The organism is Pseudomonas sp. S3_E10, from assembly GCF_054667615.1.
Genome location: NZ_CP162743.1, coordinates 4670350 through 4692608, shown reverse-complemented (window position 1 = coordinate 4692608; position 22259 = coordinate 4670350). Strand labels below are relative to the sequence as shown.

Genomic DNA, 22259 nt, shown 5'->3' with positions numbered 1-22259 from the left:
TGCCGTCAAACAGCCTGTTTGGGTTAGGCGCCGTGGGTATGCGGCTGTTCAATCTAATCAAAGGCTGGGGCGATAACTGACCGCGCCGTGTTGCTGGGCAAGCTGGCAATCAAAGGTGCGGCGCCGGCGTGGTCCGGGCAGCGCCGTGGGCAGAAGGAACGCGCACACACCATGCAATCAGCAACGCGGCCAGCAGCATCAGCACGGCCGCCGCTAGGAATACACCGGCGCTGCCACCGAGGCTGAACATTGCCCCGCCAGCGGCTGCGCCCGTTGCGATGGCCGACTGCACAGACGCCACCACCATGCCCCCGGCGCTTTCCGCCTGATCCGGGACCGCGCTGGCGACCCAGTTCGACCACGCCACCGGCACACCCCCAAAGGCCAGGCCCCACACCGCCAGCAGCACCGCCTGCCCCGGCACCGAGGCCGGCAGCAGCACCAATGCCAGCGCTGCAACGCCTACCAACGCGGGCATCAACACCAGGGTGCCCAGCGGATGACGGGGCAGCAGCCACCCAGCCACCAGCGTGCCGACAAAATTCGCCACACCAAAACCCAACAGCATCAGCGACAGCCCTTGCGGGCCGATGCCGGTGGTGCCTTCGAGAAATGGCCGAATATAGGTGAACATCGCGAAGTGGCCGCTGTGCACCAGCACACAGCCGAACATGCCCATGGCGATGCCCGGACGCAGCAACACCTCAAGCACGGTGCGCAGGCGTGCCGGCCGGCGCGGCGCAAGGCGCGGCAGGGTGAACGACTGGAAAGCCAGGGTCACCACGCCCACCGCCGCCGCGGCGAAGAACGCGCTGCGCCAGCCATAAAGCCCTCCCAGATAGCTGCCCAGCGGGACCGCAACCACCGTCCCTATGGCAATCCCGCTAAAAATGATCGAAAGCGCTCGGGGCAACAAAGCCCCCGGTACCAAGCGCATCGCCACCGCCGCCGCCATGCTCCAGAACCCACCAAGGGCGATGCCCAACAAGATACGCATCAACAGCAGCACTGCGAAACTGGAGGAAATAGCGACCAGCAGGTTGGACGCGATCATCAACGTAGAAAACCCCAGCAGCACCCAGCGACGATCGATACTGCGGGTCAGGCCGGGCACCAGAAGGCCGGCGAACAGCGCCACCACGGCGGTCACCGTCACCGCCTGGCCAGCCAGCGCTTCAGACACTCCCAGCTCGCCCGCCATCGGCGTCAGCAGGCTGGCCGGAAGGTACTCGGCGGTCAGCAAGCCGAACACGCCCATTGCCAGCGAAAATACGGCCATCCACGCCGGGGTTGCAGGTTCCGCATCCGGCCCGGCATCAAGACGGCGGTCGGCTACGGCATTGCATACAAGGTCAGTCATTTGCACAGATCTCCCAATCTTCATGGCGTCCCGCAGTCTAGGCACCTGAAACCGGATGATCTATGATCCAAAACCTCGATTTATTGACTGAAACACCTGAGCCATGTCTACAGATCAATTTGCCCTTTCCTCGGACCTCGTCAATGAGCTGTTGCGCGGCATGCGCCTGCGCGGCGTCGAGTACCGCCGTATCCAAACGGGCCCCACCTTCGGCTTGGGCTTCGCCGCCAGACCTGGGCATGCCTGGTTCCACTTCCTGGCGGTCGGCAACGCAGTGCTGCGGATGGACGACGGCACCCCCTATGCGCTGTCCGCCGGCAACGCCGTGTTCATCTCCCATGGCGCGGCCCATCAACTGCTCTCCCACATGGACGTGCCTGTTCAGGACATCGACCTGCTGGATCGCGAGCCCCTCGGAGACACCGTCAGCGCGGTGGACACCGGAACCAACGCCGGCCCCACACCGACCGCGATTGTGTTCAGTGGCTGCATGGAGTTCGAATTGGGCAGTATTCATGGCCTGGGCAAGCTGATGCCGGGCCTGATGCTGATCGACGCCGGCGGCCAACGTTACCCCGGACTTGTGCCTATCCTCACCACCATGGAGCGCGAGGTCAGCGCCGCACGCGTCGGCTTCGCCGGCATCCTCGCACGACTGGCCGACGTGGTCGCCGCCATGGTCGTTCGCGGTTGGGTCGAGTGTGCGTGCGGCAATGCCTCCGGCCTGGTTGCCGCCTTGCGCGATCCACGGCTGGCGGGTGCGCTTCTGGCGCTCCATCAACAACCGGGCCGCGACTGGACCGTCGGCCAGTTGGCCGAGCAATGCAATACCTCTCGCTCGGTCTTCGCGGACCGTTTCCAGATGACTATCGGCATGACCCCACTGCGCTACGTCACCGAAGTGCGGATGCGCCTTGCCAGCCAGTGGCTGACGCTCGAAAGGCTGCCGATAGAAGAAGTGGCGCAGCGCTTGGGCTATACCTCCCAAGCCGCTTTCAGTCGCGCATTCAAGCGCATTATGGGCATGACGCCTGGGTTAAGCCGGAAATCGAGGCAGGTTGCTGTCTCTTGAAGGCGGGTGGAGGTGGTGGATGAGTTAGGGGGCATTGGACGGGTTTCGGCCAGAAGCGAATAGTGTTTTGAATGTGGTCTGCCCCCCCATTTTCTTGGTGAAGGCTTGGCGTCGCGGTCCATATCAAGACAAGAACCCCACCAACCCAGCCCCCCCACCTTTCTCAGTGACCTGATCATCGTGACCGCGCGAACGATGCCTGGGAATCGAATGATCGACGACAAAATTGAAGCGTCGCGGTGGCGGGAAACCTACACTAGCGCTCCCCTTCCTGCCGAATCGCCACCATGCCACGCCTTCTTCCCTTGCTGCTGTTGGTTTTACCTTCCCTGGCGTTCGCGCTGCCGCCTCTGGAAGACACTACCCTCTACAGCCAAACCGCCAGAGACTGCCAAGACGTCGACCTCACCACGTGGCAGCACCCAACCCGCGCTTTGCTGGAAAAAAACCACTTCGCGCTGGACCGCATACAACTGTGCAATGGCGGGCACTATCCGATATTCCACGTGCAAGCCCCCTACGACCCACGCGGTCAAACCAAGGATTTTTTCCTACCGCTGTATGAGCGTATGCGTAAGGCGAACGGCAAATGGCCCTACGCATTGGTGGACAGCAGCGATGCGGTGGTGGTGTACGTGAGTTATCCGAAAGAGGATCGGATTGCATTGGATTATGAGGGGTATGCGCTGCCGTAGCTCGACGAGCCCAGGGCGCAACATGGTGGCCTCAGCCTCGGCGTGGGGCGGTTCACCGGTATGCAAACGACTGGTTTCAAGTCATGCTGCGCCGCTCACTTCAAGGACGATAACAACAGTGAAAACCCACTTCGCCGCCCTGCTGCTGATCTGCCTGACCGCACCTGCATTCGCCAACGAAAATCCCGTGGGCTTCAAGACCGTCACCCTGCCCGACGCACAACACAGCCGACCACTCGAATTGGCCGTCTGGTACCCCGCCGCCACCACAGCCAAACCCGAATGGATCGCCGACAACGCGGTGTTCATCGGTGCCCTCGCGGTGTCCGACGCGCCACCGGCTGCGGGTGAGCATCCGTTGGCAGTGCTCTCCCACGGCTATGGCGGCAATTGGGGCAACCAGGTGTGGCTGGCCAGTGCGTTGGCACGCCAGGGGTATATCGTGGCGGCGGTCAACCACCCCGGCACCACCAGCAAGGACCGCAGCCCCGCAGCCGCCGCGCAGTTATGGCAACGACCCAGAGACCTGAGCCGCGTCATTGATGCGGTGCTTGCGCAGCCGCAGCAGTTCGGCGCGGTAGCGAACAACCAGATTGCCGCGGTGGGCCATTCCATTGGCGGCTGGACGGTGATGGAAATCGCCGGTGCGCGGTTTGACCCCGACCTGTTCGCTCAGGACTGCAACGCCCACCCCAAGCTGGGCGGCTGCATCGGCTACACGCGGATGAGCCCTGCCGGCACGCCAACCGGCAAGGCCAAACTGGCCGCTGACTTGAGCGACAAGCGCGTCACCGCCATCGTGTCGCTGGACCTGGGCCTGTCGCGCGGCTTCACCGACGCCAGCCTGGCCGCGCTGCCGGTGCCTGCGCTGGTGATTGCCGGGGGTGTACCCACCGACGATATGGCGCCTGAATTGGAGTCCGCCCACATGGTTGGGCGCATGCCCAAGGCATCCACGCAGTACGTGGAGATCGGCGACGCTACTCACTTCAGCTTTATGGCGATCTGCAAGCCGGACGGCATGGCGTTGATTGAAGAGGACTCGCCTGGGGATGGGATGATTTGCCGGGATGGTGAGGGGGCTCGGCCAAGGGCGGTCATTCAACAGCAGGTGGTGGGGCTGATCAGTGAGTTTCTGGGGCGATCGTTTCGGCACTGAATAAAGCGCAAACCGTTCTCGAAGCGAGGTGCCCAAAGGCTTCGCATCGATAGCACTGATGATTACTATCGAACCGCTCGCCTATAGCCCGCCAAACACGCCTTCCTATAATCGCCTCCTACTTCTTCCCCTGCGCCTGTCTTCAGGCGCATCCCCTCTTGGAACTCAACACCATGCCAAGCGCGAGCCAGGCCCCCAGCGGCCTTCCCGAACATAATCAACAAAGCGTCAAACAGCAGTGGCTGGCGATTCTCTCGGTTGCCGTGGGTGCCTTTGCCCTGGTGACCAGTGAATTCCTGCCGGTGGGCGTGCTCAACGACGTCGCCGCAGACCTCGGCATCAGCGCCGGTCACGCCGGCCTGATGGTGACGCTGCCCGGCATCATGGCCGCGCTCGCTGCGCCTTTTCTGTCGGTGAGCATTGGCGCCATGGACCGCCGTTACCTGCTGATCGGCCTGACGCTGATCATGATCATCGCCAACTCGGTGGTGGCCTTTGCCGGTGATTTCAACCTGCTGCTGTTCGGCCGCGTGTTGCTGGGTATCAGCATCGGCGGGTTCTGGGCCACGGCCATTGCGCTCAGCGGCCGCCTGGCGCCCAAGGGTGTGGGCGTGGCGAAGGCCACGTCGATCATCATGATGGGGGTGACCCTGGCCACCGTGCTCGGCGTGCCCGTCGGCACCTGGCTCAGTGGTTTGATGGGCTGGCGCATGACGTTCCTGGTGACGGCGCTGGTGGGCATCCCGGTGCTGTTGGCGCAGGTGTTTCTGCTGCCGCGCCTCACCCCGGAGAAGGCCATTCGCATCAGTGACCTGCCGGCGCTGTTTATCAACCCACAGGCGCGGGTCGGTTTGATCGCGGTGTTGTTGATTGGCCTGGCGCACTTTGCGGCTTACACCTACGTCGCACCGTTCTTTAAACACAGCTGCGGCTTCGATGGGCCGACCATTGGTTCACTGCTGTTGCTGTATGGCGTAGCGGGCGTGATGGGGAATGTTTTTGCCGGGTTCGCGGCCAATCGTAGTGTGCGTCACACCTTGCTGCTGGTGGCGTTGATGATCGGCACGAGCACCGCGTTGTTCCCGTACTTCGCCACCGGCATGACCGGCGCGGCGATGTTGATCGCACTGTGGGGCTTTGCCTTTGGCGCTTTCCCGGCCTGCGCGAGTATCTGGATGTTCGTGGTGGCGCCCAAGGATGTCGAGCGTGGCATGCCGCTGTTCGTCGCGTTGTTCCAGGTGATTATTGCGTTGGGCTCGTTCTTTGGCGGGCAGATCGTCGACCAGATGGGCAGTGCGGTGCTGTTGAGCCTGGCGACGGCCCTGGTGGGCTGCGGGTTCGTGACGGTGCTGGTGCTGGGGCGCAGCGTCAGTAACAGCTTGGCGGCGCAGCCTTGCTAGGCATTGGCTGCGGTTTTTAAGCTGGTATCATCCGGGCACGTTTAGCCCAGGTAAGAACTCCATGAATCGCCAGAAAAAACTGCAGCAGCTGTTCAAGGCCAAGGCCAAAAAGGCCAGCGCCAAATTGGCGCCCAAATCCAAGGACCGCTACATCAGTAAAGCCGAACGGGAAAAGCTGGCGGCGGAAGCCGATCAGGCGCCAAGCCTTTCCCTGCAGGACTGATCTCAGCAACCGCTCAGCGCCACCTGCGGCCGCTCGCCAGCAAAGAACAACGGCCGCAGGCGCACCCCCACGCCGTTGCCGATAAACGCCGCCACCAGCCACACCCAGCCATGCAGGCTGCCCGAGGCGATGCCGCTGAAGTACGCGCCGATATTGCAGCCGTACGCCAGGCGCGAACCGTAACCGAGCAGCAGGCCGCCGATCACGGCAGCGATCAGCGAGCGGGCCGGGATGTTCAGGCTGGGGGCAAAACGCCCGGCCAGGCCGGCGGCCAATAGCGCACCGAGCACAATGCCGATGTCCATGACGCTGGTGATGTCCTGCCACACCGGCGCCGCCAGGGCCTTGGCATTGCCCGGCATCTGCCAGAACGCCCAGGCGCCGACATCCACACCCAAACCGCTTGCCACTTTGGCGCCCCACAGGGCGAACGCCGAAGTAATGCCCCAAGGCCGTCCGGCCAGCGCCAGGGTGGCGTAGTTGAGCAGCGCCAGGCCAACCGCGCCCCAGACCAATGGCCATGGGCCGCGCAGGAAGCGGCGCAGGCCTTGGTGTTCGCTTTGCACGCCGTGTTCAAGCTGGCCGTGGCGGCGTTTTTCGAGGCGGACGGTGACGGCGGCGATGAGTGCGAACATCGCCAGGCTGGCGAACAAGGCCGGTATGACGCCAAAACTGTTGACGATCGATACCGCCGGGAACGCAGGCAGTGCGAACCACCAGTCCACATGATGAGTGGCGATCAGCGAACCGCAGATAAAGAACAGCAACGTCACCAGCATGCGCGCATTACCACCGCCCACGGTGAACAGCGTGCCCGACGCACAACCGCCGCCCAGTTGCATGCCGATGCCGAAAATAAACGCACCAAACACCACGGAGACACCGGCCGGCGCGACCAGCCCGACCACCGGCTGCCCGAACAAGGTCCCCGCCCCCAGCGCCGGGAAGAACAGCAAGACCGCCAGCGCCAGCATCACCATCTGCGCGCGCAAACCGGCGCCACGGCGTTCGTTGATGAACACACGCCAGGCCGAGGTGAAGCCGAAAGCGGCGTGGTAGAGGGTCAGGCCCAATGCGGCACCGACCACCAGCAACAGCACCTGGCGCGAGCCGACGCTGGCTTGCAAAAACAAGGCGCCCAGCACCAGGACGATAAAGGCCACCAGCGGCGCAAAGGGTTTGCGCGTGGCGGCGATAGGCAAGGAGATACTCATGGCGTATCTCGGTGGGTGGGTAGGAACGGGTTGCGAAGCGGGTGAGTATAAACCCAGACCGGCACTGGGCTGTCGCTTCAGCGCGGCCGGGATGCGCGCGACTCGGTTCGGCGGGTGTACCGAGGCTGCGCAAGCGCTGGCAAGGGCAGCGAACACAGTCACTGCCGCACCGCTGTCAGCCGCGCCCCACCGATCCCGACACGGGAAGGTTACCCAGCAACTTGAGCCCGGTGGTCTTCACAAAGGTGTCGTAGTCCATCGGCCGCTGGATACGCGTTTCGGCGTTGGGCAGCACATACGCCCAGGCCCGCTTGGACGAAGCGTCGTACACCAGTTTGAACAGCCGCGTCGGCACCCACACCTGGTTATCGCCGATGGTGCCGTAACCGGCATCGAACAACGGCCCGGTGAACACATACACGTCACCGCCGGCGCGTACGGCGAATTTGCGCACATCGGCCTCGACCTTGCTCCAGATCTTGCGGTTGTTGGTGGGGTCTTGCGGCACCATGTTCGACAGCGCAAAAGACTGGGCCATGGCTTTGGCGTCGGGGGCATCGGCGGCCGGAGACTGATGCCCGCGGTCCATGGCCGGGTGTTGGCCGTGGTAGTCGCTCAACTCCGCGCGCCCTGCCTTGGGGATGCGCGGGTCGGCGTAGAAATGGTTGGTGCGTTCTTCGCCTTTGGCGTCGTTGAGCTGGCGCGCGTTGAGGCGTTCGACCACCAGCAGCGGGGTCTTGCTGGTTTGTGAATACAGCACGGCAAAATGGTCGGAGCACAGCGCCAGCGGTTTCATGCTGGCGGGGACGGTCGCGGTTTTGATCGGTGTGGCGGTCGGGAAAATATCGGCGCAGCTGTCGAACGAAAGGCGTTGTTCCTGGCTGGAATAGAGGTCCATCGCACCCCGGGCGTGCGCCCCGGTGGACAGCAGAAAAAAGGCCGAGAGCCCGATAGCAATGTTGCGTAAGTGCATGTTTTTAAATCTTATCGTGAGGATTTAGCGGGACCTATGGACCCTCACATTGCACTTTAGTGCTGGCCCTGGCGGTTGCGCTGGCGTTTCCAGCCGCCGCCGGCCCATCGGCAGACCGTTTTCCCGGTTTGAAGCCATGGGCCCGCGCCGTCCACGCGATACTCAGCGCCACGCCCACCAACACCAGCATCGCCCACGCAAACGCAGCCACGCCCCAGGTGTCCAGCAACACCCCACCCAGTACGCCGCTGCCGGCAATTGCGCTGTTCCACGCCACCACGTTCAACGACAACGCCACATCAGCGCCCTCGCCCGCCGCATCCGCCAGCGCGGTTTGCAACAACGTGGCGGCGCCGCCAAAGCTCAGGCCCCATACCGCCACGCCGAGGTAGATCACCTCAGGCATTGCTCCCAGCAAACCGAACACCACACAGACCAGCGCAAACGTCGCCAGGCTCGCCAACACGGTGTTGCGCAGCAACGGCTCGACCAATCGGGCGGTGATCCAGATACCCGCCAGCGCGGCGATCCCGAACACCAGCAACACCAGATCCACACGCTCGGCCAACCCCGCCGGCGCCAAGAACGGTGCGATGTAGGTGTACAAAATGTTGTGCGCTAGCATCCAACTGATCACCACCGCCAGCACCGGGCGCACGCCGGGCGTGGTCAGCACTTTGCCCAACGACAGCCGTTGATTCGCGGGTTGTGGTGCGTAGTCCGGCACTGTCACCAGCACCCACGCGATCAATATCAGGGTCAGCCCCGACATCAGGCCAAACGTGGTACGCCACCCCACCCACCCACCTAGCCAAGTGCCCAGCGGTACGCCTAATGACAGCGCAATCGGCGTACCGACCATTGCCAGCGCCAGCGCCTTGCCCTGTTGATGCGGCTCGACCATGCGTCGTGCGTAACCGGCCAATAGGCTCCAGGCCAAACCCGCCACCGCCCCGGCAAAAAACCGCGCCACCAGGGTCACGCCATAGTGGGAGGACAACGCCGTAATCGAATTGAACAGCAAAAAACCGACGACGGTCAGCAGCAACACATTGCGCCGACGCCAGCCACGGGTGGCGATGGTCATGGGGATCACCGCCAGCACCGAACCCAGCGCGTAGGCCGTGACCATCTGCCCGGCCATCGACGGCGAGATCGCCAGGCCTTCGCTGATCAACGGCAAAAGGCCGGCGGGCAGGGTTTCAGTGACGATGCAGATGAAGCCGGTCATGGCCAGGGCGAGCAAAGCGCCGACGGGCAAGCGTTCGGATGAAGCCGATAGGGCCAGTGAGGCGGTCATGTGAAGCTCCTTGGAGGCAGACTTAAATACTGATCGATACAAATGTTGCAGGCGCGCACCGCGCGTTGTCAACGACTTATGTATCGAATAGTATTTATCTCGCTTTCCACAGGAGACCTCCCATGGCAAAAATGGGCCGCCCGCGTAACTTCGATCGTGAACAGGCCGTGGAACAGGCGCTGCACCTGTTCTGGCAGCATGGCTATGACGCCACTTCCCTCGCCCAGCTCAAGGCCGGCCTGGGCGGCGGCATTTCCGCGCCGAGTTTTTACGCCGCGTTCGGCTCCAAAGAAGCACTCTTCGAGGAGTGCGTGCAGCGTTACTTGGCCACCTACGCCCAAGTCACCGAATGCCTGTGGGACGAATCCCTATTGCCGCGTCAAGCCATCGAAACCGCGCTGCGCCAATCGGCGCGCATGCAATGCGAAGACGGCCACCCCAAAGGCTGCATGGTGGCACTCGGCGTGATGAGTGCGCCGAGCCCGGAAAACGCGCGGGTGGCGGATGCGCTGACCCAGTCGCGGCTGCGCACGCGCGCAGGGATCGTGGCGTGTGTGGAACGCGCGGTACGCCTGGGCCAGTTGCCAGCGCACACTCAGGTGAGCGTGATGGCCACAGTGTTCGATAGTTTCTTGCAGGGTGTTTCGATCCTCGCGCGCGACGGTGTGCCGGCGCAAACCATCGATGCCGCGATCAGCCGGCTCCTGCGCACCTGGGATGTCGCGGCGTCGATCACGCCTGCGTCGCCCCATTCGAAGGCTTAACTACAAATCAGTGCTGGCCACGCTTGCTTTCGTTGATGGCACACCGCTAATCTTGCGAATAATTCTTATCCGCAGACGTAACTTCCGATGTCGGCCAGCGACCTTCCCTTGAACCAGGCTGTCCATGCGCTCTACACCGAGCACCATGGCTGGTTGTTCGGCTGGCTGCGAAAAAAACTCGGTTGCCCGCAAAACGCGGCGGACCTCTCCCACGACACCTTTATGCGCATCCTCGCGTCACGCGAGGCCCTGGGCGCCATGCGCGAACCACGGGCGTTCTTGACGACCACGGCGCGCCACCTGATCATCGACCGCGCGCGCCGCCGTCAGTTGGAAGGCACCTATCTGCGCGAGCTGGCGCTGACCATCGAGATCATGGAGCAGTGCCAGCAATCGCCGGAGCAGATCCTCGTCACCCTCGAGGCACTGGAACAGATCGCCTTCGTACTCGACGGCCTGGCCCTGAACGCGCGGCAGGCGTTCCTGCTGTACTTCCTCGAAGGCCTGCGCCAAAGCGACATCGCCCGCCGCCTGGGGATTTCCGAGCGCATGGTGCGCAAGCACCTGATGAACGCCTTGCTGCACTGCCACCATGCGCTGGATGTATGAACGCCGACCTCGATCAACAGGCCGCCAACTGGGTAATCCGCCTGAGCGAAGGCGACCTCAGCGAACGCGAGCAACAGCAGTTCGAACGCTGGAGAGCCGCCGACCCACGGCATGCGGCGGCGTTCGAGCGCCTGCAAGGGTTCGTGGGGCGCTTGCAGGCGTTGCGCCCGCAACAGGCGCCGGTGCAGGCCGCACTGGAAGCCGCCCGGGTACGCCGACGCAACCCGAGCGGTCGGGTGTTGCTGGGCCTGTTGCTGGCGTTGCCGGTGGCCCTGGCGCTGCGGGCCTACCCGCCGAGCTATCTGTTGGCCGACCAGCGCACCGCCCCGGCGCAATGGCAGCAGGTCAACCTGGACGACGGCTCGCAACTGACTCTTGGTGGCAACAGCGCCGTAGACCTGACCTTCAATGGCCAGCAACGCCAGGTGCGCTTGCTGCGCGGTGAAATCCTGGTGCAGGTGGCCCACGATGCCGCGCGGCCGTTTGTGGTGGTGACCGACGACGGCCAGATGCGCGCCCTCGGCACGCGTTTCACGGTCAAGCGCGAAGCACCGGGTACGCTGCTGACCCTGCTCGAGTCAACGGTCGCAGCCACCGATGCCGGCCATCACGCCACGGTGAACGTCAGCGCGGGCGAGCAGGCGCGCATCACGCCAAACGCGGTGACACGCGTGGGCAAGGTTGACCCGCGCACCCTGAACGACGCCTGGCAATACCATCAGTTGGTGGTACAGGACCGACCGTTGCCAGAGGTCCTCGATGAACTCGCACGCCAATATGGCGGCCATCTGCAGTTCGATCGCGAGCAACTGGCCGACCTGCGCGTATCCGCCGTCTTGCCCTTGGATAACCCGCGCCGCGCCCTGCAACTGATTGCCGATGGCCTGCCGGTGCGCATCCGCGCGTTCAGCCCGTTGTGGCTGCGGATCGAGCGTCACGAAAAATAATCGCGCAGGCCGGGTTCCGCTTTTACGTACTGCCCCGTCAAGGAAGAAAGCACCTCAATAACAGGAATGTCTTCCATGCCGCGCCACTTCCAGCGTTCCCCCTTGCCCCTCGCCCTGGCGATCAACCTGGCCAGCGTTGCCGCGCTGAGCCTGGCCCTGTGCAGCCCGGCTGCCGCGCAAGAGGCGGCGCGTTATGCCATCGCCGCGGGGCCGCTCGGCCCGGCGCTGAACCTGTTCGCCCAGCAGGCCCATGTGGCGTTGTTGTTCGACAGCAAAACCGTCGCCGGTTTGACTACGGCTGGCCTGCACGGTGAGTTCCCGATCAACCAGGGCTTTGCCCAACTGCTGAGCGGCAGTGGTTTGCAGGCTGCGCAAGGCGCCAATGGCTATGTACTGGTGCCGGTCAACACCAGCGGCTCGCTGGAACTGGGGCTGACGTCGATTACGGGCCTGACCGAAGAACGCAGCACCGAGCACGTCAAGGGCTACGTGGCCACGCGTAACCTGAGTGCTACCAAGACCGACACGCCGATCATCGAAACCCCGCAATCGCTGTCGGTGGTCACCAGCGATGAGATCCGCGATCGGCAATCGGAAACCCTCTCGCAAACCCTTGACCTGACGCCGGGGTTCACCAGCCAACCCACCAGTTTCAACCGCACCTCGGACCGTTTCCGCATTCGCGGCTTCGACGTGGAGTCGGCCACCGGTGGCTCCCTGCGCGATGGCCTGCGCCTGCAAAACAACTCGTACGATGGCGTACAGGAACCCTATGGGCTGGAACGCGCCGAGGTGATTCGCGGCGCGGCGTCGGTACTGTACGGGCAGCTCTCGCCCGGCGGGTTGATCAACACCGTGAGCAAGCGCCCCAGCCAAACGCCTTACCATGAGCTCAACCTGCAGGCCGGGCAGAACAACCGTAAACAACTGTCCGCCGACTTCACCGGCCCGCTGGGCGACAGCGACACCCTGAGTTACCGCCTGACCCTGCTCGACCGCAAGAGCGACACCGCCGCCGACCATATCCGCAACGACAAGGTCTACGTCGCGCCGGCCCTGACCTGGCAGCCCAACGACGACACCTCGCTGACCTTGTTGTCGTTCTACCAGAAGACTGAAACCGGCTTCTCCGCGCCCCTGCCCTATCAACTGACCAAGGGCGTGGGCAGCGGCCGGTTCCAGATCGGCCGCCACGACTTTATCGGTGAACCGGACTACGACGAAATGAACGGCGAGATGTCGGCGCTGGGCTATGAGTTCGAGCACCGTTTCGATGAGCACACGCGCATCAGCCACAAGCTGCGCTACTACCAGTCGGACGTGACCTGGCGCTACCTGCAGGTCAACATCGCCGGCAACAACATCGCCACCGCGCAGACCACCGGCCTGCTGCGCCGTCAATACAGCGACCGCGAAGAACGCTCGCGGGGCCTGGCCAGCGACACCCATATCGAAAGCAAATGGCAGTTCGGCGACTGGCAGCACACCTTCCTGCTGGGCTTCGATGGTTACGACACCAGCTACGACTCCCATAACTTTCGCGGCACCGCACAGCCGTTGAACCTGGCGACCTATCAATATGGCCAGCCGGTAGTGGTCAACACACACCCCGCCACCGACCGTGGCTCGCAGATCGACACCCTGCAAAAAGGCATCTACTTCCAGGACCAGATCAAGTTCGACGAACGCTGGATCCTGCTGTTGGGCGGCCGTCACGACTGGGCCGACCAGCACACCGAACTGTTCCGCAACGGGGTCGACAGCGGCAAAAGCGATGAAGCCACCACCTGGCGCGCCGGCCTGGTGTACAAGGCCGACAATGGCCTGGCGCCCTACATCAGCTACAGCGAATCGTTCTTTCCGGTGGCCGGCACCAACAAGGCCGAAGAGAGCTTTATTCCCACCGAAGGCAAGCAGTATGAAATCGGTATCCGCTATCAACCCGAAGGCAGCGCCACGCTGTTGAGCGCGGCGGTGTATCAGTTGGAACAGCGCAACGTGCTGAGCCAGGACCGCACCGACCTCAACTTCTCGGTACAGGTCGGCGAGGTGCGCTCGCGTGGTTTTGAACTGGAAGCCAAGACCGAAGCCACCCCCAACCTCAGCCTGATCGCGTCCTACGCCTACATCGACGCGCGCATCACAAAAAGCGATATCGCCAGCGAAATCGGCCAACGCAGCGAAGACACTCCCTATCATCAGGCCGCCCTGTGGGCCGATTACCGCCTGGCGGCACTGGGTATCCCGCACCTGCGCATCGGCGGCGGCGCCCGCTACAAGGGCACCACCCAAGCCTCCGGCGTACCCTCGTCGATGCCCGCCTACACCCTGTACGACGCTCGCGCCAGTTATGAGCTCGACGAGCATTGGGAGGTCGCGGTCAACGCCAATAACGTCACCAACAAGCGCTACACCTATTGTGAATTCGCGATTTGCCGGTATGGGGATGAGCGGCAGTTGATCAGTTCGTTGACGTATCGCTGGTAATCGGGCTGGAACAAACCCCGTTGACATTCATAGGGCCAAACAATAAAGGCGCTCCAAAGAGCGCCTTTATTCATCGCGACATTACTGCTCGCTGATGGATTTCACCTCAGCCTTGGCCGCACCGCCAATCGCAATGCGCTTCGGCTTGGCTTCCTCCGGTACCACCCTGAGCAAGTCGATGCTCAGCAAACCGTTGGAGAGCTGTGCGCCCTGCACTTCGATGTGGTCGACCAGGCGGAACGACAGGCGGAACGCGCGCTGGGCGATGCCCTGGTGCAGGTAGGTGATGTTTTCATCGTGTTCACGCTTGCCACCGGCGACGGTCAACACACCTTTTTCCACCTGGATCTCCAGGTCGTCCTCCACCAGGCCGGCGGCTGCGATGACGATCCGGTAGTGGTCATCACCGTGCTTCTCGACGTTGTGAGGCGGATACGTGGTACCGGCCTCGCTGCGAAGCGCCGATTCGAAAAGGTCGTTGAAACGGTCAAAGCCAACAGAATGGCGGAACAGTGGGGCCAACGAGAGAGTAGTAGCCATTGCAAAATCTCCTGAGTTTTCTCCAAGTGATTTGATACGCGACCCGTATTCGGCATCGCGTAAAACCTAAGTAGGTTCAGGCGAAAAAATTTCAAGCGGCGTCCCTAAAAATTTTTTTGCAGGGCTCTGATCCCGTGAATACAGGCCACAGCACCGACGGATGAGCAGTGCCGCGAGCAATCTTCCAGGGCCGCATAGCTAAACGGCAGTTCCTGACTAGACTGATGAGCGCACAGACTTGGTCATGGGAATCGTTGGATGAGTGAAGTAAACGCACGGGCCGGCATGTTTTCCAGCCCGTGGCGACATCGAGAACTGTTGGTTTCCATGGTTCAGCGGGAAGTGATTGGTCGGTATCGCGGCTCCATCATGGGGCTGTTGTGGTCGTTCCTGAACCCTCTGTTCATGTTGCTGGTGTACACCTTCGTGTTCAGCATGATGTTCAAGCTGCGCTGGCCTCAAGGCAGCGGTTCCAGGAGCGAATTCGCGCTGCTGGTGTTTGCCGGCCTGCTGGTGTTCAACGTGTTCGCCGAATGTGTGGGCCGTGCGCCCGGCCTGATCATCGCCAACGCCAACTACGTCAAAAAAGTCATGTTCCCCCTGGAGATCCTGCCTTGGGTGGTGCTGGGCGCGGTGCTGTTCCATACCCTGGCCAGCTTATTGATCTGGCTGGTCTTCCACCTGCTGTTTTTCGGTTTTCCGCCCCTGACCAGCCTGCTGCTGCCCCTGGTGCTATTGCCGCTGGTGCTCTTTACCCTGGGCATTTCATGGCTGCTGGCCTCGCTGGGGGTTTACCTGCGCGATGTCGGCCAGATAGTTGGCGTATTGACGACGGCCTTGATGTTCGTCTCCGCGATTTTTTACCCGGCCAGCGCCTTTCCGCCGGCCTATCAAGGCCTCCTGCGCCTCAACCCACTCACGTTGGTGGTCGAGCAAACCCGTGACGTGCTGTTCTGGGGCGTCTTGCCCGACCCTCTCACTTGGGTCTGCGGCCTACTCGCGGCCGGGGGCGTAGCCTGGCTGGGGTTCAGCTGGTTCCAGAAGTCTCGTAAAGGATTTGCCGATGTGCTCTGACATCGCCGTACAAACGGCCCACCTGAGTAAGAGCTATCACATCTATGACACGCCCAGGGATCGTCTGTGGCAGCTGTTGTCCCGGGGTAAAAAGCATTTTTATCGCGAGTTCTGGGCGCTGCAGGATGTGTCACTGACACTGCGCAAAGGCGAAACGGTGGGGATCATCGGCCGTAACGGCAGTGGCAAATCGACGTTGCTGCAACTGATCTGCGGCACATTGAGCGCCACGTCCGGCAGCATTCACAGCCATGGGCGCGTGGCCGCGTTGCTGGAGCTGGGGTCGGGTTTCAATCACGACTTCACCGGGCGCGAAAACGTCTATATGAACGGCGCGGTGCTGGGGCTCAGTCGTGCTGAAATCGACGCGCGTTTTGCCCAGATTACTGACTTTGCCAATATCGGCGACTTTATCGACCAACCGACCAAGACCTACTCAAGCGGCATGCTCGTGCGGTTGGCCTTTGCGGTGGCCGTGTGCGTACAGCCCGACATCCTGATCGTCGATGAAGCCCTTGCGGTGGGTGACGCATCGTTTCAGTTCAAGTGCCTCAATCGCCTGGAGGCGCTGACCCAGCAAGGCACCACGTTGCTGTTCGTGTCCCATGACATGGGCATGGTCAAACGCTTTTGCAATCGAGTCATTTACCTGCGCGAAGGCCGGGTGCGCGCCAGTGGGTCTCCCGAAGAAATGGCCGAACTCTATCTGCTGGAAATGCGCGACGAACAGCGCCGCTGGGCCAGTGGCGGTGCGGTGCCGGTCGCTCCCAAGGCGTTTCTCGACAAACAAGGCGGCATCGCCTTCGGCACCGATGAGGGGCATATCGTGGCCGCCTGCTTTACCAATACCGACAGCCTCTATTCGAGCTTTGTGTACGGCGAAACCATCCAGATATGCATCCAGGCCCAGGTTCGCGACACCATTGAGTTGCCCTCCATCAGCGTGACAATCCAGGAAGCCCGGCTGCTGGTGATCGGCGGCGCCAACCTGCCGCTGCAGATGGAGGCGGCGCACGATGGCTGGCGCAAGGCGACCATCACCGTCCACTTCCCCGCCGCCCTCGCGGCGGGCAAATACCACATCACACTGAAACTGATGAACGGCCACAGCGAAGAAACCGCACAGCTCATCGAGAAGCAGGTCGCGCTGCTGGCGTTCGACACCCTGCCCGGCACCAAGGACTTCCTTGGGTTCGTCGACCTGGGAATCGAGGCCGGTCACGCCCTGCAAACGAGCACTCTGGGGGAGCGCCAATGAGTCGCGCGTGGCAGGTAGGGATCTTCGGCACGTTCGATGTCGCCAACTATGGCGACTTGCTGTTTCCCATCATCGCTGAAGTGGAATTGACCAGGCGCCTGGGCGCGGTAAAGCTCCATCGGTTTTCCTATCACGCAAAAACCCCACCCGAATGGCCGTACGAGGTCACCTCACTGACCGCTTTGCCGGACATCGCCGGCGAGTTGGATGGCGTACTGATCGGCGGCGGTTTCATTATTCGCTTCGACAAAGTGGTTGCCACCGGCTATTACCCGCCGGATGCCTCCATTCACCACCCCACCGGTTACTGGCTGACGCCGGCGCTGATCGCCTTGCAACACGCAATCCCGCTGATCTGGAATGCGCCCGGCATGCATTGCAACGAGATTCCGTCGTGGGCCGTGCCGCTGGTGAAGCTGAGCCTGGATCACAGCCCGCATATCCGGGTGCGGGATGCACTCTCGCAGTCAGCCCTGGCGCAGGTGTCGCCGACCGCCCAGGTCGAGGTGCTCCCCGATACCGCCTTCGGCCTTGCGCGGTTGCTCGACGTGCAAGCGCCGTCGGCCGCCTTCCTGGCACTTCGCGCCAGCGCCGGGCTGACTCAACCGTATCTGGTGGTGCATGCGATGTGGGGGTTGGACAGCTTCCTGCACCTGTGGCGAACCCATGCCGGATTGTTCGAAGACTTGCAGCTGCTGCTGTTGCCCATAGGACCGGTGCTGGGCGACCACGAAAGCGTTCTGGGCGAGGGCCTGGAACGCTCGCGATGCCTGCCGTTCTGGCCTGATCCTTTGCTGCTGGCGGAACTGCTGGCCCATGCCGAGGGCGTCATCGGGCACAGCTATCACTTGGCGATCAGCTCACTGGTGTTTGGCGTGCCGATCTTCTGCTCGGCGGACCTGGGCACCGGTAAATACACCGCGCTGCCCAGCCATGGGCGCATCTTCCAGATACGCCGGGACCAGCCCATTGAGCCGCAGTGGTTTCGCGCCCAATTGGGCAGGCAGCCCCTGTCCCAGGTCACCGCCCACGCGACGGAGCAGCTCGACGCACACTGGGACCGCGTGGCCGAGCTGATCCGTGAAGGCCCGAGGTCGACCCCAGCCGCGCTCAACCGTTATTGGCAAGGCTTGCCTGGGGTACTCGAAGACCTGCATGCACAGGTCCAACATCAGGTCGCCGAGCGGCAAAGCGACCACGCGCAACACCAACACGCGCTTGAGGCGCTGTACCGCTCCAACTCTTTCAAGCTGACGGCGCCGTTGCGCCACATCCGCCGTACCCTGACGAAATGGCTGGGAGCCCTTCGACATGATTGACCTGAGCAAACTGAGCGCCAATCGCTTGAAAAGCGCGCCTTATTCCTGGGCGCAGATCGACGCGCTGTATAGCCCCGAAGACGCCAAGGCACTGGCCCGAACCTACCCCCACGACCACTTCAAGACGGTATCGGGCTACGGCGGGGCAAAGGATTACGAATACGAGGCACGGCAATTGATCGCCATGGGCAGCCACGAGGTGGTCAACCCACAGGCCCTGAGCCGCGCATGGCTGGCATTGAGCGACAGCCTGCGCTCGGCGCAGTACCGCCATGCGATGTCCACATTGACCGGCCAGGACCTGAGCCACGCGCCCATGGAGGTGAATGTCTTCCATTACGGCCCTGGCGCCAACCTGGGGCCCCATCCCGACCTGGACGACAAACGGGTCACGCACATTCTGTATTTCAACGAGACATGGAACCCCGCCGACGGCGGTTGCCTGCAAATCCTCGGCTCTGCCGACCCTGCCGACGTCGTCGCCCAAGTGCCCCCCGTGATCGGCAACTCGGCGGTCCTGGTGCGCGCCGACAACTCGTGGCACGCGGTTTCGCGAGTCGTGGATGGCTGTCGGTCCTCCCGGCGCAGCGTGACCGTGACCTTCTACCGTCCAGGCTCACGCAGCTCGATGTGGCCGGCCGATGACCCGACACCGCTGCACCCTTACAGTGAACCGAACAACGCAACGCTTGTGTAAAGGACGCCCCCATGGACAAGGACAATCTGGCCACACTTGAGCGCGAAAACGCACGGGTAGAACGCGATGCGGCCATCAGGGAACGAGACGCGGCGATTGCCTACATCGCAATGCTGAAAAATACCCGCTCATGGCGCATTACCCGCCCCTTGCGCACGCTGCTGCATTGGCTCAAGTACAAATCCAGGCACACCGAACCCGACACCCTGGAATTCCTGCGTGCTGAAGATCTCCCCTTAAGTCCCATCGCGAAAGCTACCCAGCCATCCTTGCCGGACGAATCGCCGACAGAGGCCCGCTTCGACATTCTCTGTTTTGCCAATATCGACTGGGCCGCACGCTTTCAGCGCCCTCAGCAACTGATGAGCCAGTTTGCCCGGCATGGCTACCGTGTCTTCTACATCGTCCCCTCCCGCAGCGCCGAGCCTGGGCATGCCTACAGCAGCGTAGAAGTGGCGCCTGGCGTGTTCGAGGTTGCGTTGCGGCGCGATGAGTTCGTGGACTGCTACAACCAACGCCTCACTGAAAACACCCTGCGGGGCTACACAAAGGCGATCGATGCGCTGGCCAGGGACCTGCGTATAAAGACTGCGGTTTCAGTGATTCACCTGGCCTTCTGGGCCCCGCTCGCGTACCAACTGCGCAACGATCACGGCTGGAAAATTCAGTACGACTGCATGGATGACTGGGTTGGCTTCCCGGGTATCGGCGAGGTCTTGCTCGAAGAAGAACAAACCCTGGTCAAGCAGGCCGATTTGATGACGGTCACCGCGGCCTTGCTCCAGGAAAAATGGGCCACCGCGAGCGACAACTGCCTGCTGCTGCGCAACGGCGTGGATTTTGAGTTCTTCGAACGCAACTGCGTGCCCAACAACCTGCTGGCGGACATCAAGCGGCCTTTGATCGGCTTTTATGGCGGCCTGGCCGAATGGGTGGACCTGCCGTTGATCGCGGCCATCGCCCGGCAGCGGCCGGACTGGAACTTCGTATTGATCGGCGACCTGTTCGTCAAAGACCTGGCCGGGCTGGACCGCCTGCCCAACGTGCATTTGCTCGGCAGGAAGCCCTATGCGCAGATGCCGTTGTACCTGTACCACTTCAATGCCTGCCTGATCCCGTTCCGCTTGTATAACGTGACCCATGCGGTCGACCCGGTGAAGTTCTACGAATTCATCAGCGCAGGCAAACCGGTGGTATCGGTGCCGCTGGAAGAAATGAAGATCTACCAGGACTTCGTTTATTTCGCCAGCGAACCGCGGGCCTTCATCGAACAGATCGAGTGCGCCCTGAACGAGACCGACACCCGCGCCGCCACCGAACGCGTGGCGCTCGCCAGCGCCAATGACTGGCATCATCGCTTCGAAACCAATCTGAACGCGCTGACGGCCTTGCATGCGAAAGTGTCGATCATCGTGGTCACCTACAACAACGTCGAGCTGACCCAAGGCTGCATCCAGAGCCTGTTGCGCAATACCACCTACCCCAACTACGAATTGATCATCGTCGACAACGCCTCTTCGGACGATACGCGCAACTACCTGCGTTACCTGAGCCGCACCCAGGCGAATGTCACCGTCGTGCTCAATGACCGCAACCTCGGCTTCGCCGCCGCGAACAACCAGGGGCTGCGCCTGGCAACCGGTGACTGCCTGGTGCTGCTCAATAACGATACCGTGCTACCCAAGGGGTGGATCGACCCCTTGTTGCGCCACCTGCAAGACCCGCAAATTGGCCTGGTCGGCCCGATGACGAACGCGGTCGGCAACGAAGCCAAGGTGGACGTCGACTATGTTGACCTTGAACACATGGAAGCCTTCGCCGACCGCCATGTCGCACGGCACCGCGGCCGCACCTTCGATATCAGCATGCTCGCCATGTTCTGCGTGGCCATGCGCCGCGAGGTGTTCGAGCGCATAGGCCTGCTGGACGAAGCATTCGGCATCGGTATGTTTGAAGATGACGACTACAGCCGGCGCATCCAGGCGGCCGGGCTGAGGACGGTTTGCGCCCAGGATGCATACATTCATCACTATGGGCAGGCCTCGTTCAAGAAGCTGATCGCCAGCGGTGAATACCAGGCGCTGTGGGACAAGAACCAGGCCTATTTCGAGAGCAAGTGGGGTAAATGGAAGCGCCCTGAACCCCGCCTGCAATCGCGCGCGCTGACCAACCGGAGGATGACATCGTGTTCAAGCGAATCATGAAAAAGCTCAACGCCCAGCCGGAAGCGGTCAGCGCCGACAAGCAAGTCACCGCCGATCATTGGTCGGAGAACATGGCCGGCTCCGACGCATTTTCCGCGGATGTGTATTGGCTCGCGGTCCCCGCCGTACAACAGCGCCATCAGCACAAAGCGACTGCCGGCAGCGGCCACCCTGGCTGGGTGCAGTACTGCCTCAAGGAGTTTTTGGGCCACTCGGTTTCCGGCGCGCGGATGCTGAGTATCGGTTGCGGCACCGGCACCCTGGAGCGAGAGCTCTACAAGCTCAACGCCTTCGAGCAGTGCGATGCCGTGGACATAGCGCCTGGCGCACTCGACGTTGCCAGAACCGAGGCGCTGGCGATCGGCGCGTCGAGCATCAACTATTCATTGTGCGACATCGAACAGACGGACCTGCCCGGCAACTGCTACGACGCGGTCTGGTTCAATGGCTCGCTGCACCACATCCGCGAACTGGAAATCGTCTGCCAACGGGTTCGCCACAGCCTGAAGCCCGGTGGCTGGCTGTTTTTCAATGAGTACGTCGGGGCCAATCACTTTGCCTTTGATGCGCAACAATGTGCGGCCATCAGCCATGCGTTCGGCTTGATTCCAGAACCGTTTCGCCGCTCATTCGTCAAGGGTTCCTACGGCCAGGTGCAACAGGCCGTGCCATTACCCGACCCCATCGAAGTGGTGAAGGTCGACCCCTCGGAAGCCGTGCGCTCCGCCGACATTTTGCGCGTGGTGCAGGAGCACTTCGAGATTCGCGCGCTGAACCGCTGCGGCGGCTCGCTCCTGCAATTTCTGCTGCACGGCATCGCCGGCAACTTCACGCCGGATAATCCACAGTCGCTCAGGGTGCTGCAAATGTTGTTCGACATCGAGGACGGCCTTATCGAGTCGGGCACGCTGAAAAGTGACTTCGTGGTGGTCGCCGCATCGCCGGGGAAAACCGCATGAAACGG

The 22259-nt window shown here is 62.4% G+C and carries 20 protein-coding genes; 15 read left to right on the top strand and 5 right to left on the bottom strand.

Features of this window, described 5'->3' with window-relative positions:
- Positions 1–109: 109 nt before the first annotated feature.
- Positions 110–1360, bottom strand: a complete 1251-nt coding sequence (locus tag AB4N98_RS21485; RefSeq protein WP_460148900.1) for an MFS transporter — start codon at positions 1358–1360, stop codon at positions 110–112.
- A gap of 103 nt (positions 1361–1463) precedes the next feature.
- Here AB4N98_RS21485 and AB4N98_RS21480 point away from each other — a divergent pair, with 103 nt between their 5' ends.
- The 5 genes from AB4N98_RS21480 (at position 1464) to AB4N98_RS21460 (ending at position 5909) form a co-directional block, all read left to right on the top strand.
- The gene (locus AB4N98_RS21480; protein WP_460148899.1) at positions 1464–2432 is read left to right on the top strand and encodes an AraC family transcriptional regulator; all 969 of its coding nucleotides are present in this window, start codon (positions 1464–1466) and stop codon (positions 2430–2432) included.
- A 287-nt stretch (positions 2433–2719) separates the two neighbouring features.
- Positions 2720–3127 carry a hypothetical protein gene (locus tag AB4N98_RS21475; protein ID WP_017527775.1) on the top strand — a complete coding sequence of 136 codons (408 nt, stop codon included), beginning with the start codon at positions 2720–2722 and terminating at the stop codon, positions 3125–3127.
- Positions 3128–3245: 118 nt separating this feature from the next.
- A complete protein-coding gene (locus tag AB4N98_RS21470; RefSeq protein WP_135196145.1) occupies positions 3246–4286 on the top strand; it encodes an alpha/beta hydrolase family protein in 1041 nt (346 codons plus the stop codon).
- A 173-nt stretch (positions 4287–4459) separates the two neighbouring features.
- Entirely contained in the window at positions 4460–5686 is a 1227-nt protein-coding gene (locus AB4N98_RS21465) for an MFS transporter (protein WP_068935622.1), read from the top strand.
- Between the two features lie 61 nt (positions 5687–5747).
- Entirely contained in the window at positions 5748–5909 is a 162-nt protein-coding gene (locus tag AB4N98_RS21460) for a DUF2986 domain-containing protein (protein ID WP_065877713.1), read from the top strand.
- Between the two features lie 2 nt (positions 5910–5911).
- On the opposite strand, the gene AB4N98_RS21455 is transcribed toward AB4N98_RS21460, so the two are convergent.
- The 3 genes from AB4N98_RS21455 to AB4N98_RS21445 form a co-directional block, all read right to left on the bottom strand.
- Entirely contained in the window at positions 5912–7123 is a 1212-nt protein-coding gene (locus AB4N98_RS21455; RefSeq protein WP_460148898.1) for a YeeE/YedE family protein, read from the bottom strand.
- A 175-nt stretch (positions 7124–7298) separates the two neighbouring features.
- Positions 7299–8096: a DNA/RNA non-specific endonuclease gene (locus tag AB4N98_RS21450; protein WP_017527770.1), complete on the bottom strand. Its 798-nt coding sequence runs from the start codon at positions 8094–8096 to the stop codon at positions 7299–7301.
- A 34-nt stretch (positions 8097–8130) separates the two neighbouring features.
- Complete coding sequence (locus AB4N98_RS21445) at positions 8131–9396, bottom strand: MFS transporter (protein WP_065877715.1); 1266 nt, start codon at positions 9394–9396, stop codon at positions 8131–8133.
- Between the two features lie 122 nt (positions 9397–9518).
- On the opposite strand from AB4N98_RS21445, the gene AB4N98_RS21440 reads away from it, so the two are divergent.
- From AB4N98_RS21440 to AB4N98_RS21425, 4 genes are all read left to right on the top strand, one after another.
- Positions 9519–10160 (top strand): TetR/AcrR family transcriptional regulator, encoded by a 642-nt coding sequence (locus AB4N98_RS21440; RefSeq protein ID WP_017527768.1) that lies wholly within the window; start codon positions 9519–9521, stop codon positions 10158–10160.
- Between the two features lie 87 nt (positions 10161–10247).
- The gene (locus AB4N98_RS21435) at positions 10248–10769 is read left to right on the top strand and encodes a sigma-70 family RNA polymerase sigma factor (RefSeq protein ID WP_017527767.1); all 522 of its coding nucleotides are present in this window, start codon (positions 10248–10250) and stop codon (positions 10767–10769) included.
- Positions 10766–11716, top strand: coding sequence for a FecR family protein (locus AB4N98_RS21430; RefSeq protein WP_017527766.1), 951 nt, complete (start codon positions 10766–10768; stop codon positions 11714–11716). Before AB4N98_RS21435 ends, AB4N98_RS21430 begins: the two co-directional genes overlap by 4 nt.
- Before the next feature lie 75 nt (positions 11717–11791).
- A complete protein-coding gene (locus tag AB4N98_RS21425) occupies positions 11792–14203 on the top strand; it encodes a TonB-dependent siderophore receptor (protein WP_135196146.1) in 2412 nt (803 codons plus the stop codon).
- Between the two features lie 81 nt (positions 14204–14284).
- Here the strand turns inward: AB4N98_RS21425 and AB4N98_RS21420 are convergent, their stop codons facing one another.
- A complete protein-coding gene (locus tag AB4N98_RS21420; protein ID WP_065877722.1) occupies positions 14285–14743 on the bottom strand; it encodes an Hsp20 family protein in 459 nt (152 codons plus the stop codon).
- Between the two features lie 258 nt (positions 14744–15001).
- On the opposite strand from AB4N98_RS21420, the gene AB4N98_RS21415 reads away from it, so the two are divergent.
- The 6 genes from AB4N98_RS21415 to AB4N98_RS21390 are packed head-to-tail and all read left to right on the top strand — an operon-like array spanning position 15002 to position 22254.
- The gene (locus AB4N98_RS21415; RefSeq protein WP_017527763.1) at positions 15002–15817 is read left to right on the top strand and encodes an ABC transporter permease; all 816 of its coding nucleotides are present in this window, start codon (positions 15002–15004) and stop codon (positions 15815–15817) included.
- Entirely contained in the window at positions 15807–17075 is a 1269-nt protein-coding gene (locus AB4N98_RS21410; protein WP_017527762.1) for an ABC transporter ATP-binding protein, read from the top strand. Before AB4N98_RS21415 ends, AB4N98_RS21410 begins: the two co-directional genes overlap by 11 nt.
- Positions 17072–18394, top strand: coding sequence for a polysaccharide pyruvyl transferase family protein (locus AB4N98_RS21405; RefSeq protein ID WP_135196147.1), 1323 nt, complete (start codon positions 17072–17074; stop codon positions 18392–18394). The genes AB4N98_RS21410 and AB4N98_RS21405 overlap by 4 nt, the downstream gene beginning before the upstream one ends.
- Positions 18387–19091 carry a 2OG-Fe(II) oxygenase family protein gene (locus AB4N98_RS21400; protein ID WP_065877728.1) on the top strand — a complete coding sequence of 235 codons (705 nt, stop codon included), beginning with the start codon at positions 18387–18389 and terminating at the stop codon, positions 19089–19091. The genes AB4N98_RS21405 and AB4N98_RS21400 overlap by 8 nt, the downstream gene beginning before the upstream one ends.
- A gap of 11 nt (positions 19092–19102) precedes the next feature.
- The gene (locus AB4N98_RS21395) at positions 19103–21295 is read left to right on the top strand and encodes a glycosyltransferase (RefSeq protein WP_460148897.1); all 2193 of its coding nucleotides are present in this window, start codon (positions 19103–19105) and stop codon (positions 21293–21295) included.
- Positions 21277–22254 (top strand): class I SAM-dependent methyltransferase, encoded by a 978-nt coding sequence (locus tag AB4N98_RS21390; RefSeq protein WP_223494586.1) that lies wholly within the window; start codon positions 21277–21279, stop codon positions 22252–22254. Before AB4N98_RS21395 ends, AB4N98_RS21390 begins: the two co-directional genes overlap by 19 nt.
- The last annotated feature ends 5 nt before the right edge of the window (positions 22255–22259 follow it).

Bases quoted from the DNA above. Each gene is read 5' to 3' on its own strand.
- AB4N98_RS21455 (WP_460148898.1), bottom strand. From the start codon at position 7,123: ATGAGTATCTCCTTGCCTATCGCCGCCACGCGCAAACCCTTTGCGCCG.
- AB4N98_RS21430 (WP_017527766.1), top strand. From the start codon at position 10,766: ATGAACGCCGACCTCGATCAACAGGCCGCCAACTGGGTAATCCGCCTG.
- AB4N98_RS21440 (WP_017527768.1), top strand. From the start codon at position 9,519: ATGGCAAAAATGGGCCGCCCGCGTAACTTCGATCGTGAACAGGCCGTG.
- AB4N98_RS21445 (WP_065877715.1), bottom strand. From the start codon at position 9,396: ATGACCGCCTCACTGGCCCTATCGGCTTCATCCGAACGCTTGCCCGTC.
- AB4N98_RS21435 (WP_017527767.1), top strand. From the start codon at position 10,248: ATGTCGGCCAGCGACCTTCCCTTGAACCAGGCTGTCCATGCGCTCTAC.
- AB4N98_RS21465 (WP_068935622.1), top strand. From the start codon at position 4,460: ATGCCAAGCGCGAGCCAGGCCCCCAGCGGCCTTCCCGAACATAATCAA.
- AB4N98_RS21400 (WP_065877728.1), top strand. From the start codon at position 18,387: ATGATTGACCTGAGCAAACTGAGCGCCAATCGCTTGAAAAGCGCGCCT.
- AB4N98_RS21450 (WP_017527770.1), bottom strand. From the start codon at position 8,096: ATGCACTTACGCAACATTGCTATCGGGCTCTCGGCCTTTTTTCTGCTG.
- AB4N98_RS21460 (WP_065877713.1), top strand. From the start codon at position 5,748: ATGAATCGCCAGAAAAAACTGCAGCAGCTGTTCAAGGCCAAGGCCAAA.
- AB4N98_RS21420 (WP_065877722.1), bottom strand. From the start codon at position 14,743: ATGGCTACTACTCTCTCGTTGGCCCCACTGTTCCGCCATTCTGTTGGC.
- AB4N98_RS21485 (WP_460148900.1), bottom strand. From the start codon at position 1,360: ATGACTGACCTTGTATGCAATGCCGTAGCCGACCGCCGTCTTGATGCC.
- AB4N98_RS21410 (WP_017527762.1), top strand. From the start codon at position 15,807: ATGTGCTCTGACATCGCCGTACAAACGGCCCACCTGAGTAAGAGCTAT.
- AB4N98_RS21395 (WP_460148897.1), top strand. From the start codon at position 19,103: ATGGACAAGGACAATCTGGCCACACTTGAGCGCGAAAACGCACGGGTA.
- AB4N98_RS21425 (WP_135196146.1), top strand. From the start codon at position 11,792: ATGCCGCGCCACTTCCAGCGTTCCCCCTTGCCCCTCGCCCTGGCGATC.
- AB4N98_RS21415 (WP_017527763.1), top strand. From the start codon at position 15,002: ATGAGTGAAGTAAACGCACGGGCCGGCATGTTTTCCAGCCCGTGGCGA.
- AB4N98_RS21475 (WP_017527775.1), top strand. From the start codon at position 2,720: ATGCCACGCCTTCTTCCCTTGCTGCTGTTGGTTTTACCTTCCCTGGCG.
- AB4N98_RS21480 (WP_460148899.1), top strand. From the start codon at position 1,464: ATGTCTACAGATCAATTTGCCCTTTCCTCGGACCTCGTCAATGAGCTG.
- AB4N98_RS21405 (WP_135196147.1), top strand. From the start codon at position 17,072: ATGAGTCGCGCGTGGCAGGTAGGGATCTTCGGCACGTTCGATGTCGCC.